We start from the raw sequence: 15,656 nt of genomic DNA on the forward strand, positions 1-15,656 counted from the left end.
TGACTCCACTTGTGGTGCGATGAAGAAAGTAGTTGCAAATACCCTCAAAATGATTCTCAATTGTTGATGCAGATTCTCTAAAAAATACTTGTGCATGATTTAGCCATTCTTTGATTTTTGTCTGCCCTTCTTTGACCGTCAAATTAGTCTCATATATTTCTCTAAATTTTTCTTTCATCTCATACGCAATTCGCAAACATTCGGATTTTTCTAGTATTAATTCTAATTTATAAATCTGCTCTTGATTCAAATTTACTCGATTACTTAATAATAAATTTTTACTTTGCCTGTCTGTTATTCCGGCTGCTCTACGTAACTTATTTACGTCTTTGTTAACTACTTTCATTACATGAAAACGATCAATAATAACTTTGGCGTTTGGGAATACTTTTTTGATAACTTTAGGGAATCCTCCCCACATATCAACACTCACTTCCTCAACTTGTTTACGAACTTCAATTGGTTGTTCTATAAGGACTTCAATGATTTCTTCACAGCGATGAGAATCAATCATCTCAATTAAATTACCTTCGCCCAGGTCACTCACAACAGTCACAAAATTTCCTTGACATGAGCGCATACTTATCTCGTCGAGACCAATTCGTTTAACCCGTTGCCAATTCGGTTTTTTTTTGAGGGTGTTTACCTGCTCAAATATTCCTTTTATTTCGTCATAACTCAGTCCTTCTTCTCGTCCAATTTGCTCCATGCTCGATTGTTTGACACGCTCATAAATATCTTGTTCATATCGTTGAGTATGCCGTCTTTTAACGTCCAAAAAATCTAATTTTTCTGTGGGATACCGTTGACAAAAAGGACAGTAAAACTGCCGTCGTGGGATTTTTAGATATACAGGACGACCAAAAACCGACAAATCTCTTACTAAAATTGGTCGATTTTGATGCAGTTTTTCGGTAGGATTGTTACAATGATGACAAACAATTCCTTCTGATGAAATGCTCAGTCCCAAGAAAATTTTTCCCTCAACTTGAGTACAAGTTTCAACCCTGACTCCAGGCAAGGCTAATAGATAGTCTAGATGGAAGCTCATAACGGTAAATGTATTAGTAGGTACATTTTACACCATAAACTCAGGAGAGCCCAGTTAACAGTCAACAGTCAACAGTCATCAGTCAACAGTCAACAGTCAACAGCCAACCGTTCACAAATTATGAATTTTGGCGGCAAATCCCGAATACAGAGGTGTAGCCGTGCAGAAATGTGCTGCCGCCGACTGGGCCGATTTCGCCGTTGCAGAAAAAGCCGCTCAGCGGGATGTTTTTGAGGTATCGGCCGAACAGTCGGGAGTCAAAGTTCGATTCGCCGTAAAGCCCTTCACCGCGCCCCAGACAAGAGAACATCAAGGCGCCGGCGCTGGAGGTACCACTGTACTCGGCGGCCCGCTGATAGCGATCGAGCAGCATTTCTAGGTCTTCTGCGGAGGTTCGCGCGTCCCGCAGGTGAAATTGGATGCGCTGTCCGGGACGGACTCGATCGCCGATCGCAATTGCCCCCACTTTCGGATCTACTCCCAACAGATTGCGGATTAAAAAATCTCCCGGCTCTAATGTCAGCTTGAATTCATCGCTGACTAAGCCTACAAATAACGAGTGCTGCGCTAATTCTCGGTCTTCTTCGCTCAAAGTTTGAACTAACTCTCGCAACGCCTCTAAGGGCGATCGCTCGATGCCCGCGCTGCCCGTATCGTCGGTTTGTTCTTCGAGTTTGAGCAAAATATTCCGCTCTCCTTCCGTCACCCGATAAGGATGCCCGATCGGCCTGCAGCCTTGAGCGACGATCGTTTCCAAAACTATATTGCCGCTCAAAGCTACCCCAACCGTCCCTTCTCGGTAAAGCTGATAGTCGCAAAACAGCGCCGCGCCCCTGCCCGCACCGTCCCCCCCGGCGAGCCCCCCTACCTTTGCCGCGCCCGGATAGGCATAATCTAGCCCTTGCAGCAAATCGTTAATTTTTGCGGAAAAGGGGTCTGCCAAGATGATGAACTGCGGTTCTTCCTGGGCCGGCACGCCCAAGAGATCCACCCAAGTATCCGGGGGACTGTCTAAGTCGGGCAGTTCTTCTGCACCGACGTGAAAAGTTCTGACATTCACTCCCGGCAAATGGGCCAGACTGAGGCTGACTGCGGGAGATCCCTCGACTTCTTCGGTGATGCCGCCCCGGTTCGTGCCGATGACTCCTCCCCCGCCACAGCCCAAGATCGCGGGCACTGGCAGCAGTTCTCGGAGTAAAGGCATCAGCCGAGAATACTCGCTGGCAAAGGCAGACGAGATAAATATCAGCGCTAAATCAGCCGGGCCTTCTAGGTCGCGATCGGCTTGTTCTATAACTTCTTTGAGGGCGGATTCCAAAGAGGGACGGGTTGATAAAGCGCTGACCCATTGCATTTGGTTTTGGGTGTACATAAGGCAAACTTCTCTATAAAACTATCTCTATACATTAGGCTAACCGGAACTGGCCACTGGGGGGACGGTATTCTTGGGCGATCGATTCCCCATCGATTGCCGTTCTTGTGTTAACATAAGTTAACATGAGTGTCCCATTAATCTGTTTGGTCTTAAATGCCGTATTCAGCTAAATCTTAAAAGATAAAGCTCAATACAGTTTGACACACCAACCTCGTGTAATGTTTTCATCAAAAGTAAGGTCAGCTCGACCTACATTGATGCCTGTGGACTAGAATCCGCCTACGGGCTAGTAAAGCAGGAAGTAGAGACGGCTGCTGCGCTCGCAGTTATGGATGGTTTCTCTCTGGGCTGCTGCAACAGCAGCGCATCTCAAGCTATTATTAGCTGGGGTCGCCAGACCGAAACAGCAAATCCAACCCAAACTAACATCCAAAAAGAAAACCTTTCTTACTTAATAAGGTCAACGACCCAGGTCTAAAGACACGCTCGCTTCGAGCCTAAGACTTAAACCACAGTTGACCAGCCGTATACTTTAGAAGTCTACGTTTTTTGAGTTATGACACCAAGCGGCTGCTTAGCTAGTCCCTTGCTCTGTCGTTAACGGTTAGCGCGACTTGAAAAGGTTGTTTAGTTTGAGGAGCCTACTCCTCTAGGGGATTCACACCCTCTACCCTCACGTAAAAGACTCTTATAGAGTTCGGTCACGCCCAAGTAAGTAATGAAACAGGCGGAGTGCAGACCACGGAAGTAACCCTTACTGGAAGCCTAATCTGGTAAGGAGCAAGAGGGAGTTTTTCTATGATGAACACTCGTGAACTGTCATTTAAACTGCGTCATAACGAAGGGAGCCAAATAGGGCTGATAGGCTCTAACCAAAAAGGTAAGTGGGTAGATTTAATATTTAATCGTTATTAAATCGTGTGAATACAATTCCCACCGCAGAATAGACAGCATCTAAGGAAGAACAGACAACTAAACGATACAACAAGGTAAACCCTACAGAGTCTAGAAGAGGTCGAAAACTTCTAGTAAGTCTAAGGCAACGAAGACCGAAATCTCTGGAGGGTAGAGGATGGATGAAAAAGCAAACGCTAGTTTGTAATGAACTAGATAGAGGTTCAAGATTTGCCTCTGACCAAAAGGAATAGCAGACTTCATCTGGGTCTTATACGAAAAGACAAAATGTCAAAGAAACCAAATCTGAGGACAAGTTAGATGGGGGCAGTAATGTCAACAAACGGACTGAAGAAACAACTAGAAGACTGGAGCCATATTGAATGGCCAAAGGTCAACAAACTTGTTAGGAATCTACGACAAAGAATCTTTCGTGCTCGAAAACTTGGTAACTTCAAAACTCTTAGGAGTCTACAGAAGTTAATGCAACGAAGCTACGCAAACTTATTACTATCTGTTCGGCGTATCACCCAGACCAATAAAGGCAAAGCAACGGCAGGAATTGACAAAGAAATTATCAATACCCCAGCGCAAAGGGTGACTCTGGTAAATACTTGGAAGGGGGGAAATCTCCAACCAACCAGAAGGGTGGAGATACCAAAACCTAATGGAAAGAAACGACCGCTTGGAATCCCAACCGTGCGCGACAGAATCGAACAGGCAATAATTAAGAATTCACTAGAACCCGAATGGGAAGCCGTGTTTGAGCCAAATTCCTATGGCTTTAGACCTGGTAGAAGTTGTCAGGATGCCATTGTACAGAACGTCAATAGAGTTCTGCCTAAACGATACGGAAGTAATGACAAATGGGTACTAGAAGCGGACATTCGAGGATTTTTCGATAACATTGCTCATGAATCTATCCTGAACCAGATTAGTAACTTCCCCAAAAGAAGTCTTATCCAAGGATGGTTAAAAGCTGGATTGTTCTTTGAAGGAAAATTAAATCCAACAGAGATGGGTACGCCACAAGGTGGGGTTATTTCACCCCTACTTGCCAATATAGGATTGCATGGATTAGAAAATTACATAAAATCCACCAACCCAAAACTTGGCGTGGTCAGATATGCTGATGATTTTATTGTCACAGCCAAAGACAAAGGAAGTCTTGAAAAAGCCCAAATCCAGATTCAACAATGGTTATCAAAAAGAGGACTCGAATTAAGCGCGGAGAAGACGCTAATCACGTCAATGGATGATGGTTTTGATTTCCTTGGATACAACCACCGCCATTACAATGGCAAATTGCTAGTCAAACCCTCGAAGAAGAAAGTCTTAGACTTTTGTAAACGAATCGGGAAAGAAATAAAGGCAATGAACGGAGTAGAACAAGAGGGGGTCATCAGAAAACTCAATCCAATTCTTCGAGGTTTTGCTAACTATTACAAAGGACAAGTTAGCAAGGAAACCTTTGGATATATCTCATGCCGGGTATGGCAATACCTATGGCAATGGGCAAAGCGTAGACACCCACAGAAAAGCGCAAAATGGGTTCGGAAACGCTACTTCAAGACCATAAATGGCAATACATGGACATTCGCTACAACAACTAGCGACCGCCGAGGGAAAGAGAAATATTTAATCCTCTACCCGATAGCATACACACCCATTGAACGCCATGTAAAGGTCAAGGGGGAAGCGTCACCGGATGACTCCTCTCTAAAGGAGTATTGGGATAATCGCCACCAAAAATACGGTAAGAGCTACTGGGTTAAAAATTCTCGGAATTACAAAATCGCTCAAAACCAGAACTGGAAATGTCCAACTTGTGGCGAACCTCTATTCAATGGAGAGGAAATAGACACCCATCACATAATCCCTGTTTCTCAAGGCGGACGAGACGACATCGAAAACCTTCGGCACTTGCACAAAACGTGCCATAATCAGGAACACTCAAAACCCAAGTTTTCCGAGCTTGAAATAAGGCTTGAGCCGGATGAGTGCGAAAGCCTCACGTCCGGTTCTTAGGGGAGGGGAGAGCGGTGACGCTCGAACCTTACCCGGCAACATCTTTATTTGGGTTAAGGACGTGCCGTTAGCCGAACAAGCTCACTAAACAAAGGCGCGTGCTAACATTACCTAGAAATAGGTCGGGGACAACCATATTCTCCTACACTTTCCTACCAACAATTTTTATGACAACAACACCCGCAGGCAACATCCAAGAAAAAATTGAAGAAGAACTAGAAAGCGCTCGTACCGTCTGTGACCTCAAGGGCGCCACTTCCGGGGAATGCGCGGCGGCGTGGGACGCAGTTGAAGAACTGCAAGCAGAAGCTTCCCACCAAAAGCAAGTCAAACCTAAGAATTCTTTTGAAAAATTTTGCGACGACAATCCTGACGCTGCTGAGTGCCGCATCTACGAGGAATAAACGAGCCATTTAGCTCTATCCCTTTTCTCCCGCGCCGAAATCTAACTTTTGGCGCGGGAGAATTTTATTTGAGGGGTTGAGCCTTTAGGTAATGGCGAGATTTGCCCTCTATCCCCATACGGTTCAAATCCGCCAGCTTCCCCCTCGCCCCCCAAGGGGGACAAGAATTGGCTCTTGCGTCCCCCAAGGGAGGCGAGGAGGGGAAGGAGATATCTGAGGAATAAACAGTTTTAACTCAAGCGTATTGCCGTCTATCGTGTCTCAAGTAGCCTTCAAAGCGCGCCAAGTACCTTAGAAAAAATAGCAGTAACTAAAACATTAAGACCGTGTTCTGGTTGCTGATTTTTTAGCATTTTTGTAGTAAAATTTGTGACAAATAAGTGAGTATATTTTCCCAAAGATGTTGAGTCTTTTATTGGCAGCCACCGGGCCTTGGTTTCAACCGCTAGTCTGGATGCACTATCGGTTATCTGTGTTATATTGTTTCTGTGCCTTCATTCACGCTATGCACACAGCTCGATTCACCGAGGATTGCTAGAAACTTGATAGAAGGCTAAAACCCTTACAGAACCTTGAAAAAACAATATGTACGCTAAATCACAAGCAACCCCTGAGACGATCAAAGTACAGTCCGATAACGGTTCACTCCGGTTACAGTTCAGTACCAAGTACAATCCCATTTTTGGGGGGAAGCGAAAGCATCAGGGCTTAGGGATGAAGGATACTCCCGAAAACTGGCAAAAGGCGATCGCTATCGCTTGGCGGATCGAAGGAGCCAACAACGTTTAAGGTTAGTTTTGCTGGGTTTTATGCTAATAATTGAATCAATTTGTTAAATCCGTCAGTCGTCGACGTATCAAGGCCGATGATTTACTGCATCAATCCTCAATGCGAACAACGTGAAAATCCTGCTGCTGCTCAAAATTGTCAGGCTTGTGGCACGGATTTGTTAATTGCCGATCGCTATCGTATCCTTAAACCAGTGCGATCGCCCAATCCCGCACGCCCCACAGACATCTTTGAAGTTGAAGACTTGGGAACCGGGGAAAACGAATGGGGCACTGTCAAAATTTTAAAAGTCTTGAAACACACACACAATCCCGATTTAGTTCGCGTGTTCAAGCAAGAAGCGCGAGTTTTGATTTGGCTGGCCGGAAAGGGCTCAGTTCCCCAAGTCGAACCTGACGGTTATTTCCCAATTAAACTCCCCAATAATTTCCAGAAATTGTCTTGTTTGGTGATGGAAAAAATTACCGGAGAAAACTTGGCAGAATTCTTAACTAAAAAACAGTACGTTTCTCAAAATCTCGCTCTTGATTGGCTGCAACAAATGAGCAATATTTTGCAGGAAATCCACAAATATCATGTAGTGCATCGGGATATTAAGCCATCCAACCTGATGCTTGAAGCCAATGGGAAATTGAGATTAATTGACTTCGGCGCCGCCACAGAAGCAGAGATAGAGACCGCACCCATAGGTTCTGCGGGATACGCCGCACCGGAACAAATTCTAGGTAAAGCAGGCGTGCGATCGGACTTTTTTGCCCTAGGGCGTACTTTTGTACATTTATTAACAGGCATAGAGCCGATTAACTTTCCCGTTAATGAAAAAACTGGTAAAATTAATTGGAGGAACCAGGCTGTAGATATTGACCCGTTACTCCTAGAGTCGATCGACGAATTGATGGAACCGCTACCGGAAAACCGACCTGAAAATACCCAAGTTATTTTAGAAAAATTAAAAATTCACGACGCAGACCCCCTGCAAAAGGGGGACGCAACATCGCTTCAATAAATCTGTTCCAACCTGCGAAAATCGCGCTCAACTTCCGCCCACAAAGCCCGATTGTGAGGGTCAGTTTTCACAGCCTTTTTCAAATAAATTCTCGCCTTATCAACCTGCTTTTCTCCGATCAAATGTCGTCCCCAGCGCTGATAGGCGATCGCCTGCCACTGACGCACCTCCAAATCTTCGGGAACCCGCTGGGCTAAACCCTCAATCAAGGCGATCGCCCGTGGGAACCTCTGATATTTCAGCAACTGCTGCAGCTCAAAATAAGCATCTTGCTTTAACTTTTGTTCCGCAGCCGACAGATCCGCATTAGATTGAACCGCAGCCTCTTTTCGAGTCACTTTAACTGCCTGCGGTTGAGCTTTCACCTCCTGATCCGGCGGTGTCCAAGTAGGCGGCACAGTTGAATTGGCAACTTTCGACTCCGCAACATGGTGGGGGGCAACATTCACCAGGAACTTATAAGCCTCAGTAATAGCAATAAACTTATTCTTAGCCTGTTCGTTTCCCGGATTCACATCGGGGTGATACTGTCTGGCTAACTGCCGATAAGAGGCCTTAACTTGCGATAAACTCGCGCCAGACCTCAGTCCTAACTGTCGGTAATAATCTGCAATATCCATCTAGCATGAATGAGCGTTGATAATACCAGTGAACAAACCTGACGGTCAACGGAGTATCGTTAGACTGCAGGCTTCTTTTTCCCTGTTTGCAAGGGCTTTTTTGAGTGACGTAGAACCACCGCCACTTTCGTAATTCAAGCCAATCTTTTTGATAAGCTTGGCTGAATTTTCATCTCTCTCGAGTTCCTCGCCACACTGACAAGAATGCCATCGCTCAGACAATTCTTTAGGCACTTTGTTGAGACAGTTCCAACAATGTTGAGAAGTGCCTTTCGGGTCAACGAATACAACGCTTTTACCTAGTTTACCAGCGACATATTTGATAACAGTAGCAAACTGACCATGAGCAGCATCAAGCATTGATTTGTTTAAGCCACTCTTAGCCGCTTGACCGTTGGGCAAGTAGACCAGATTGCCGTCCTCAATATCAGTCTTAACTTGGGCGCGTCTAGTTAGATTCTTGAGACTCAAGTCTTCCAAAACTAAAACATCACACTTATTGAATAATTTATGTGCAGTCTTGAATTGAAAATCTAATCTTGTTCTCGCTACAAATTGATGAAGTTTGGAAATTTTGTCTTTGATAATTTTCCAAGACTTAGATCCTTTAACTCTTTTAGCTAACCTCGCTTGAAGTTTGGCCAACTTCTCAGAAGACCTTCTCAAAAATCTAGGATTTTCGACTCGTTCGCCATTGGACAAATAGAGATAATTCGTAATTCCCAAATCAATACCGAGACAGTTTTCGGCAGTCGGTTGAATTTCTGCAACCGTTACTGGCACTGTTTTATCTTCTAGCGTTAGGGAAATATACCATCCGTCTGCTTCTCTGATAACCGTTCCCGTCTTAACCTTGAATCCTTTCGGTATTGGTCTGTGGAATGCCATCGGCACTTGACCTATTTTCGCTAGGTCAATACAAATCCTGCTTTGCTCATCTTTGATAATATTCAAATTGTCAAGTTGAGGATAAGTAAACGATTTGTAATAATGAAAACCTTTAAATCTAGGCTTCCCCCTACGGCGGCCATTCTTGTCAAGTATCGTAAAGTTTGAGAAAGAAGTTTCTACCCTGTTGACTACATCCTGTAAGACTTGGGCATCCAACTTTTTGTAATCAGGAAATAGTTTCTTGGTGTTTTTCAAGTCAGCTAACTGTACGGTTTGCCACTGTACATAACCACCATCAATATTTGAGAAAATATCACCCTTTCTTGTTATGGGATTGCCTGCTTCATCTTTTTTCCTGCCATCTCTGGTTTGCACTCTAGTCAGAGGAATATTCTTGTAGATTTCCTCTACTGAGACTATAGAAGCATTCAAAGGACAAGTATTGATGGGTGTTCTGGTAGCTTCCCACCATTTGAATCTCTCGCTCAAACGGTAATTATACTGTCGCCTGCAGAGTTCCAGGTGAGTCGATATCGTCACTGCTTGGGGACGAGTGGGTTTCAGTTTGTACTTGTAGGTTAGCTGCAATGATATCTTCCTTTTTTCGACCTTCCTCAAATATAATGTGTGAATGCTAAAAGCGCAAGACTTGTTAGTAGAAAATCGCATCTTGTAGTGGTGCTACTGTTTCAATGCTTAGAATATACATTGAGAATCAGGATGCTCCCAAAGTATAATTGACTCGCTCCGTACCTCCGACCGCCGCGCCTTTCATCCTCTTGCTGAATTTATTCGGGGTACTGCGATCGCCCGGACGCCTCCAAGATATCTCCGCCTTATACACGCCTTGGACTTCCCGGCTGTTAAGTTAAATATGGCAGAATCCTTAAAGGTAAAGATTCTGCCAAAATTTACTGCGAACTAGGTTGTAGTGCGAGGGTTGCCCGCACTACGGTAGCGCAAAAATAACTTACGGACGATCTTCGATCACTCTGTCAATCAAGCCGTATTCTCTGGCTTCCTCAGCGGACATGAAATAGTCGCGATCCATGTCCTTCTCGATTTTCTCGATCGGCTTGCCAGTATTCTTAGCATAGATATTATTGAGTTCGTGGCGCAGCCGCAGAATCTCTTTCGCCTCAATCTGAATATCCGTTGCTTGTCCCCGCGTGCCCCCAGAAGGCTGGTGAATCATGATTCGCGAGTGAGGCAAAGCTAACCGTTTCCCCTTCGCACCGGCAGCTAACAGGAAAGAACCCATCGAAGCAGCCAAGCCCACACAAATCGTCACCACGTCCGATTTAATGTGCTGCATGGTATCAAAAATAGCCATGCCTGCCGACACCATTCCGCCTGGGGAATTGATGTACAAAATAATATCCTTACCTGAATCTTCCGAATCAAGATAGAGCATCACAGCGATGATTTGATTGGCAATTTCATCGTCAACGTCCCTGCCCAAGAAAATAATCCGTTCCCGGTAGAGGCGATCGTAGATATTAATCCACTGAGTATCATAACCCCCCGGCATCTTGTAGGGAACTTTTGGCACACCGATAGGCATAATTCGGAACTCCGTTTAGTTGGTAATTGGTAATTGGTAATTGGGAATTGGGCATCGGGAATTGGGCATCGGGCATTGGTGATTGGGAATCGGTAATGGGGAATCGGTAATTGGGAATTGTTAGTCATAAAAAGACTATTGAATAACTAACCCGGGTAGAAACTACTAGCCATTAACCCTTAATTATTACTCATGCCCATTCCCCATTTCCTATTACCCATTCCCCATTCCCCATTCCCCATTCCCCATTTCCAATTCCCAGTTAGATGACTCCAGCAGGCAGCGGTTTCGGCAATTCTTCCGAACTTTCAAGAACGCGATCGATCAAACCGTATTCTTTAGCTTCATGGGGCGTCAGGTACAGCAACCGATCCATATCTTTAGTAATCTTTTCGATCGGTTGGCCAGTACAGCTTGCAAAAATCTCAAGCATCGTCGCTTTATTTGCCAGCACTTCCTTAGCCCGAATTTGAATGTCACTTGCTTGACCCCGCGTGTAAGCCTTGGGTTGGTGCAACACAATCGAAGCGTGGGGCAAACTCGCCCGAAAGCCTTTTGTACCAGCCGCTAACAGCATCGCAGACATCCCCATTGCCGAACCGAGGCAAATAGTGTGCACAGGCGGCTTAATGTACCTAATCGTATCGCAGATAGCGAAGGCTTCTGTTTCAAAGCCGACGGGTTCGCCACTGTAACCAGAAGTGCCGGTCGAGTTGATGTAGATTTTGATCGGCTTATCCGGGTCTTCGTACTGCAAGAACAACAGTTCAGCGATAATCAGTTCTGTTACCGCAGGCACCAGAGGCATCCCCAGATAAACGATCCGCTCCTTCAGCAACAGGGATGGCAAATCGGGAGGTGGCGTCCGAGAGTTCCCTTCCCCGTAGTATGGCGATTGCACTGCTTTAATGGGTGTGTTCATCAGAAAAATGAGTCTGAAACCCCGTCCTTCTAGGACGGCTTTACATTGGATTGGGGTGGAGGGGTATGGTTGCCCCTCCGTGGAGATGTGGTCTTCTCCAAAACTCCCTTACGGGTAAAGTTAGCACGCGCCTTTGTTTTTAGAGCTTGTTAAACTTGCAGCACTGTTTCAGTGACCTTAAAACTGTTTAACTGCAAATGACAGGGCAGGGGACTAGCTTCGCATCAAGCGGGTGTCATGACTCAAAAAACGTAGACCTCGAAAGTCTTAGGCTGGTCAGGACGGCTCGCAAGAATCTCTTACAAGCCTCATGCACTTAGGCTGAGGTTCCTGACATAACCGAAATGTTGCCTGAACTGATGGAGCTATTCTTAAAGAAATACTAACGCAATCTTTAGGTATCCCGCATGAAAGTTAGTTTGCTCCCGGTTTTAAACGACCCTAACCTTGACGCTGCTGCGCCCTCAACGCAGCGCCAGCTAGCGATTTCGGTGTCTGCGATGGCAAGCTCGATCGACTCCAGCGTACCCTTAAACCTGTGCCTGATTCTCGACCACAGCGGTTCGATGGGCGGACGCCCCTTGGAAACCGTCAAACAAGCCGCCGGACGCTTGCTAGACCGGTTGAAGCCCGGGGATCGCTTTTGCGCGGTGGCTTTCGACCATAAAGCCAAAGTCCTCGTCCCCAATCAAATTGTGGGAGACCCCAGTAGCATTAAACGGCAAATTGAGCAATTGCGATCTGCCGGTGGCACAGCAATTGATGAGGGCATTAAGTTAGGTATTGAAGAGTTGGGCAAAGGTAAAAAAGAAGCTATATCTCAGGCATTTCTGCTGACTGACGGCGAAAACGAACACGGCGACGACAGCCGGTGTTTGAAGTTGGCTAAATTGGCGGCCGACTACAACATGACTTTAAATTCTCTGGGATTTGGCGATAACTGGAACCAGGATATTCTGGAAAAGATTGCTGATGCAGGCGGCGGTGCTCTGGCTCACATTCAGCGTCCTGAAGATGCGGTTGACGAGTTTGGTAAACTGTTTAGCCGCGTCCAAGGTGTAGGTTTGACTAATGCTTATTTGCTATTTTCCCTAATGCCAAAAGTGCGGTTAGCCGAACTCAAACCGATCGCCCAAGTTGCCCCGGATACGATCGAATTACCGGTACAGCAAGAGGGCGATCGCTTTATGGTACGTTTGGGAGATTTAATGAAGGATATAGAGCGAGTAGTTTTGGCTAATATTTATATTGGACAGTTGCCCGAAGGTACACAGGCGATCGGGCAATTGCAAATTCGCTACGACGATCCGAGTGTCGGTCAAGGTTTGCTTTCCGATCCTGTTGCACTTTCCGCTAATGTCCTGAAAGTTTATCAGCCGGCCATTAACCCGATGGTACAGCAGCACATTTTAGCTTTGGCTAAATACCGCCAAACTCAACTCGCAGAAACCCGATTGCAACAGGGCGATCGCGCCGGCGCGGCAACAATGCTGCAAACTGCTGCGAAAACTGCTCTGCAAATGGGCGATAAAAGTGCCGCAACTGTGCTGCAAACTTCTGCTACTCGTTTGCAGTCTGGTGAACAATTGAGTGAAGCCGATCGCAAGAAAACTCGGATTGCTTCTAAAACTATTTTGAAGTAATCGCGCGATTTGAAATTTTAAATAATTTTAAATTGGGCGATCGGACAATTTGGCGATGCTAAATCGCGTCTACAAACACGAAACCCGCACCCAGGCGGGTTTCAATATTCTGAGTCTCGCCTGCAAAAAGCGAAAGTCAGTGTAGCCGGATTGTTTCAAGCTGTGGAGCGACAAGAAGCTCGATCGTTTAGAATGTTTGTATCACCTATCAAGAGTGCTTGTAAGCTGTTGTGCATTTAAATTGTATATTTCGAGTCCCGATCAAAAATCGTCAAATCCTCTCCCCCTCTCCCCTTCTCCCGCTCTCCCTCTCTAAACCATAGGCAATCTAGATGCAACACAGCTTATGAGCCAGACAATATCTGATAAAGTACGCTGGACTACCGCCGATTTAGAACTATTGCCCGATAACGGCGATCGTTACGAAATTATTGATGGAGAGTTATTTGTGACATGGGCGGCACACTGGAATCATCAAGAAGTTTGTGCTAATATCTGCATGGAGTTAAAAACTTGGTCACAAAAAACAGGATTAGGAGAATCAGTAATTAGTCCAGGAGTTATTTTTACAGATGTAGATTGTGTTATTCCTGATGTAGTTTGGGCCAGCAATGAACGCTTGGCTATCTTGCTAGACGAAGCAGGCCATTTAACCGCCGCACCTGAGTTAGTTGTTGAAGTATTGTCCTCCGGGGCAGACAATGAAAGACGGGATAGAGATTTGAAACTCAGACTCTATTCGGTACGAGGAGTACAGGAATACTGGATTGTGAATTGGCGGTTGCAGCAAATAGAAGTTTATCGCAGGGAACAAGCAAGTTTAAGGCTCATTGCTACGCTGTTGAACGCTGATGAATTGACCTCGCCTTTGTTACCTGGCTTTAGTTGCTCTGTTGCTCAAATTTTTGCTTAGATTTATGAAACACTTTTACCGGGCGATCGGCATTTTAGGATTAGTTACCGTTTTGGGTGACATATCCCCTGCCATTCCAGCAGAGTCAGCGCCAATACTCATCGTTCAAAATCCTGCTGAAGACTTATTTAACAGCGGTTTAGCCAAATCAGAAGCAGGAGACATTCAAGGGGCGATCGCCGATTACACCGAAGCCATCCGGCTCAACCCCAACTACGCCAAAGCCCACAACAAACGCGGCATCATCCACGGCCGCAATCTCAAAGATTATCCAGCAGCTAAAGCAGATTTCGATCGCGCAATTGAAATTAACCCCAACTACGGCGACGCCTACTACAACCGCGCCAGAGTCCGCGAGTTCTTAGAAGACAAAGACGGGGCGATCGCCGATTATCAAAAAGCAGCGGAACTTTATCAAAAAGACGGCAATACCAACGATTATCAAGATGCTATCAAGCATCTTCAAATGCTGCAAGAATAGAGTGCTTTTGAAAACATAGTATAATATCCTTCTATCTGCGTTCATCCGCATTCATCGGCGGTTAAACATTCCAAATTAACTATTCAAAAAATGCCCGAAACTTCCACCGTTACCGTTACTGTACCCGCTACAACCGCCAATTTAGGCCCCGGCTTCGACTGCATCGGCGCCGCTTTAAGCCTCTACAACCGCTTCCAATTCTCCCGACTCGAACCCTCAGCAACAGAGAAACTAAAAATTACTGTTACAGGCAAAGAAGCCGCCAAAGTCAAGACAGATGACAGCAATCTCGCTTATCTAGCCTTTGTCAAGTTATACGGATACCTCAACCAATCGCCGCCGCCCGTAGCCATACATATAGATATGCAAGTGCCGCTGGCTAGAGGTTTGGGAAGTTCCGCCACAGCTATTGTCGGTGGGTTAGTCGGTGCAAATGAGTTAGCCGGAAAGCCTTTGAGTCAGGTGGAAGTGATGCAATTGGCGATCGAACTTGAAGGACATCCCGACAACGTTGTCCCCGCTTTACTAGGAGGATGTCGCCTCGCTGCGTCAACTTTGAGAATTGAACCGCAGAGGCACAGAGAACACAGAGAGGAGGATGCAGAGGGTTTTGCTTGGGAAATTTGCGATATTCCCTGGCATCCGAATATTGTGCCCGTGGTAGCCATCCCCGATTTTGAACTGTCTACAGCCGAAGCCCGCAAAGTTTTGCCTGCAGATTACAGCAAGGCTGATGCGATTTTTAATGCTGCACACCTCGGTTTGCTAGTGCGGGCTTTGGAAACTGGCAATGAAAACTGGCTGCGCTGCGCCCTCCAAGACAAAATTCACCAGCCTTACCGGCAATCTCTGATTAAGGGATATGAAGCGGTGCAACAAGCTGCCCTGAATGCAGGGGCCTATGAAATGGTAATTAGCGGTGCCGGGCCCACGCTTTTAGCTTTAACGGATGTGGCTAACGCTGAGGCGGTTGAGAGGGAAATGGCGGCTGCTTGGATGGAATTTGGGGTAAAGGCTGAGGTGCGTGCGATCGGCCTCGATACTCAAGGCGCGCAAGTCTCCCTTTAATTATTCC

At 45.9% G+C, this 15,656-nt stretch carries 15 protein-coding genes; 9 read left to right on the plus strand and 6 right to left on the minus strand.

Translation table 11 applies throughout. From position 1 onward, the window contains the following. Positions 1-1,051: ISL3 family transposase (locus QT990_RS10620; RefSeq protein WP_333306955.1), on the minus strand; the 1,051-nt coding region annotated here is incomplete at its 3' end. A gap of 118 nt (positions 1,052-1,169) precedes the next feature. Next, the gene (locus QT990_RS10625) at positions 1,170-2,423 is read right to left on the minus strand and encodes an FIST N-terminal domain-containing protein (protein ID WP_333142156.1); all 1,254 of its coding nucleotides are present in this window, start codon (positions 2,421-2,423) and stop codon (positions 1,170-1,172) included. A gap of 1,230 nt (positions 2,424-3,653) precedes the next feature. On the opposite strand from QT990_RS10625, the gene ltrA reads away from it, so the two are divergent. The 4 genes from ltrA to QT990_RS10645 all read left to right on the plus strand — a co-directional run bounded on the left by ltrA (position 3,654) and on the right by QT990_RS10645 (position 7,547). Further along, positions 3,654-5,348, plus strand: a complete 1,695-nt coding sequence (gene ltrA, locus QT990_RS10630; protein WP_333465224.1) for a group II intron reverse transcriptase/maturase — start codon at positions 3,654-3,656, stop codon at positions 5,346-5,348. Between the two features lie 167 nt (positions 5,349-5,515). Continuing rightward, positions 5,516-5,752: a Calvin cycle protein CP12 gene (locus tag QT990_RS10635; RefSeq protein ID WP_190662788.1), complete on the plus strand. Its 237-nt coding sequence runs from the start codon at positions 5,516-5,518 to the stop codon at positions 5,750-5,752. Positions 5,753-6,337: 585 nt separating this feature from the next. Then, positions 6,338-6,541 carry an Arm DNA-binding domain-containing protein gene (locus QT990_RS10640; RefSeq protein WP_333142154.1) on the plus strand — a complete coding sequence of 68 codons (204 nt, stop codon included), beginning with the start codon at positions 6,338-6,340 and terminating at the stop codon, positions 6,539-6,541. Positions 6,542-6,617: 76 nt separating this feature from the next. Then, on the plus strand, positions 6,618-7,547 hold the full coding sequence (locus tag QT990_RS10645) for a serine/threonine-protein kinase (RefSeq protein WP_333409723.1): 930 nt from the start codon (positions 6,618-6,620) through the stop codon (positions 7,545-7,547). Here the strand turns inward: QT990_RS10645 and QT990_RS10650 are convergent. After that, positions 7,541-8,167 carry a J domain-containing protein gene (locus tag QT990_RS10650; protein ID WP_333142152.1) on the minus strand — a complete coding sequence of 209 codons (627 nt, stop codon included), beginning with the start codon at positions 8,165-8,167 and terminating at the stop codon, positions 7,541-7,543. The genes QT990_RS10645 and QT990_RS10650 overlap by 7 nt on opposite strands. Positions 8,168-8,212: 45 nt before the next feature. After that, on the minus strand, positions 8,213-9,646 hold the full coding sequence (locus tag QT990_RS10655; RefSeq protein WP_333142151.1) for a transposase: 1,434 nt from the start codon (positions 9,644-9,646) through the stop codon (positions 8,213-8,215). 149 nt (positions 9,647-9,795) lie between these two features. On the opposite strand from QT990_RS10655, the gene QT990_RS10660 reads away from it, so the two are divergent. Further along, positions 9,796-9,930, plus strand: coding sequence for a hypothetical protein (locus tag QT990_RS10660; protein WP_333465225.1), 135 nt, complete (start codon positions 9,796-9,798; stop codon positions 9,928-9,930). A gap of 98 nt (positions 9,931-10,028) precedes the next feature. Here the strand turns inward: QT990_RS10660 and QT990_RS10665 are convergent, their stop codons facing one another. Both QT990_RS10665 and QT990_RS10670 read right to left on the minus strand, forming a co-directional pair. Further along, positions 10,029-10,622, minus strand: a complete 594-nt coding sequence (locus QT990_RS10665) for an ATP-dependent Clp protease proteolytic subunit (RefSeq protein WP_333044307.1) — start codon at positions 10,620-10,622, stop codon at positions 10,029-10,031. A gap of 262 nt (positions 10,623-10,884) precedes the next feature. Continuing rightward, complete coding sequence (locus QT990_RS10670; RefSeq protein ID WP_190741967.1) at positions 10,885-11,544, minus strand: ATP-dependent Clp protease proteolytic subunit; 660 nt, start codon at positions 11,542-11,544, stop codon at positions 10,885-10,887. Between the two features lie 407 nt (positions 11,545-11,951). On the opposite strand from QT990_RS10670, the gene QT990_RS10675 reads away from it, so the two are divergent. The 4 genes from QT990_RS10675 to thrB all read left to right on the plus strand — a co-directional run bounded on the left by QT990_RS10675 (position 11,952) and on the right by thrB (position 15,649). Continuing rightward, the gene (locus QT990_RS10675; RefSeq protein ID WP_333142150.1) at positions 11,952-13,187 is read left to right on the plus strand and encodes a VWA domain-containing protein; all 1,236 of its coding nucleotides are present in this window, start codon (positions 11,952-11,954) and stop codon (positions 13,185-13,187) included. 346 nt (positions 13,188-13,533) lie between these two features. Further along, the gene (locus tag QT990_RS10680; protein ID WP_333465226.1) at positions 13,534-14,100 is read left to right on the plus strand and encodes a Uma2 family endonuclease; all 567 of its coding nucleotides are present in this window, start codon (positions 13,534-13,536) and stop codon (positions 14,098-14,100) included. 4 nt (positions 14,101-14,104) lie between these two features. Further along, positions 14,105-14,581, plus strand: a complete 477-nt coding sequence (locus tag QT990_RS10685) for a tetratricopeptide repeat protein (RefSeq protein WP_333465227.1) — start codon at positions 14,105-14,107, stop codon at positions 14,579-14,581. A gap of 90 nt (positions 14,582-14,671) precedes the next feature. Beyond that, positions 14,672-15,649 (plus strand): homoserine kinase, encoded by a 978-nt coding sequence (gene thrB, locus QT990_RS10690; RefSeq protein ID WP_333465228.1) that lies wholly within the window; start codon positions 14,672-14,674, stop codon positions 15,647-15,649. Positions 15,650-15,656 lie beyond the last annotated feature (7 nt).

Origin of the sequence: Microcoleus sp. T3_B1 (assembly GCF_036700445.1) — a bacterium.
Classification (GTDB): domain Bacteria; phylum Cyanobacteriota; class Cyanobacteriia; order Cyanobacteriales; family Microcoleaceae; genus Microcoleus.

Bases quoted from the DNA above. Each gene is read 5' to 3' on its own strand.
- QT990_RS10625 (WP_333142156.1), bottom strand. From the start codon at position 2,423: ATGTACACCCAAAACCAAATGCAATGGGTCAGCGCTTTATCAACCCGT.
- ltrA (WP_333465224.1), top strand. From the start codon at position 3,654: ATGTCAACAAACGGACTGAAGAAACAACTAGAAGACTGGAGCCATATT.
- QT990_RS10635 (WP_190662788.1), top strand. From the start codon at position 5,516: ATGACAACAACACCCGCAGGCAACATCCAAGAAAAAATTGAAGAAGAA.
- QT990_RS10640 (WP_333142154.1), top strand. From the start codon at position 6,338: ATGTACGCTAAATCACAAGCAACCCCTGAGACGATCAAAGTACAGTCC.
- QT990_RS10645 (WP_333409723.1), top strand. From the start codon at position 6,618: ATGATTTACTGCATCAATCCTCAATGCGAACAACGTGAAAATCCTGCT.
- QT990_RS10650 (WP_333142152.1), bottom strand. From the start codon at position 8,167: ATGGATATTGCAGATTATTACCGACAGTTAGGACTGAGGTCTGGCGCG.
- QT990_RS10665 (WP_333044307.1), bottom strand. From the start codon at position 10,622: ATGCCTATCGGTGTGCCAAAAGTTCCCTACAAGATGCCGGGGGGTTAT.
- QT990_RS10670 (WP_190741967.1), bottom strand. From the start codon at position 11,544: ATGAACACACCCATTAAAGCAGTGCAATCGCCATACTACGGGGAAGGG.
- QT990_RS10675 (WP_333142150.1), top strand. From the start codon at position 11,952: ATGAAAGTTAGTTTGCTCCCGGTTTTAAACGACCCTAACCTTGACGCT.
- QT990_RS10680 (WP_333465226.1), top strand. From the start codon at position 13,534: ATGAGCCAGACAATATCTGATAAAGTACGCTGGACTACCGCCGATTTA.
- QT990_RS10685 (WP_333465227.1), top strand. From the start codon at position 14,105: ATGAAACACTTTTACCGGGCGATCGGCATTTTAGGATTAGTTACCGTT.
- thrB (WP_333465228.1), top strand. From the start codon at position 14,672: ATGCCCGAAACTTCCACCGTTACCGTTACTGTACCCGCTACAACCGCC.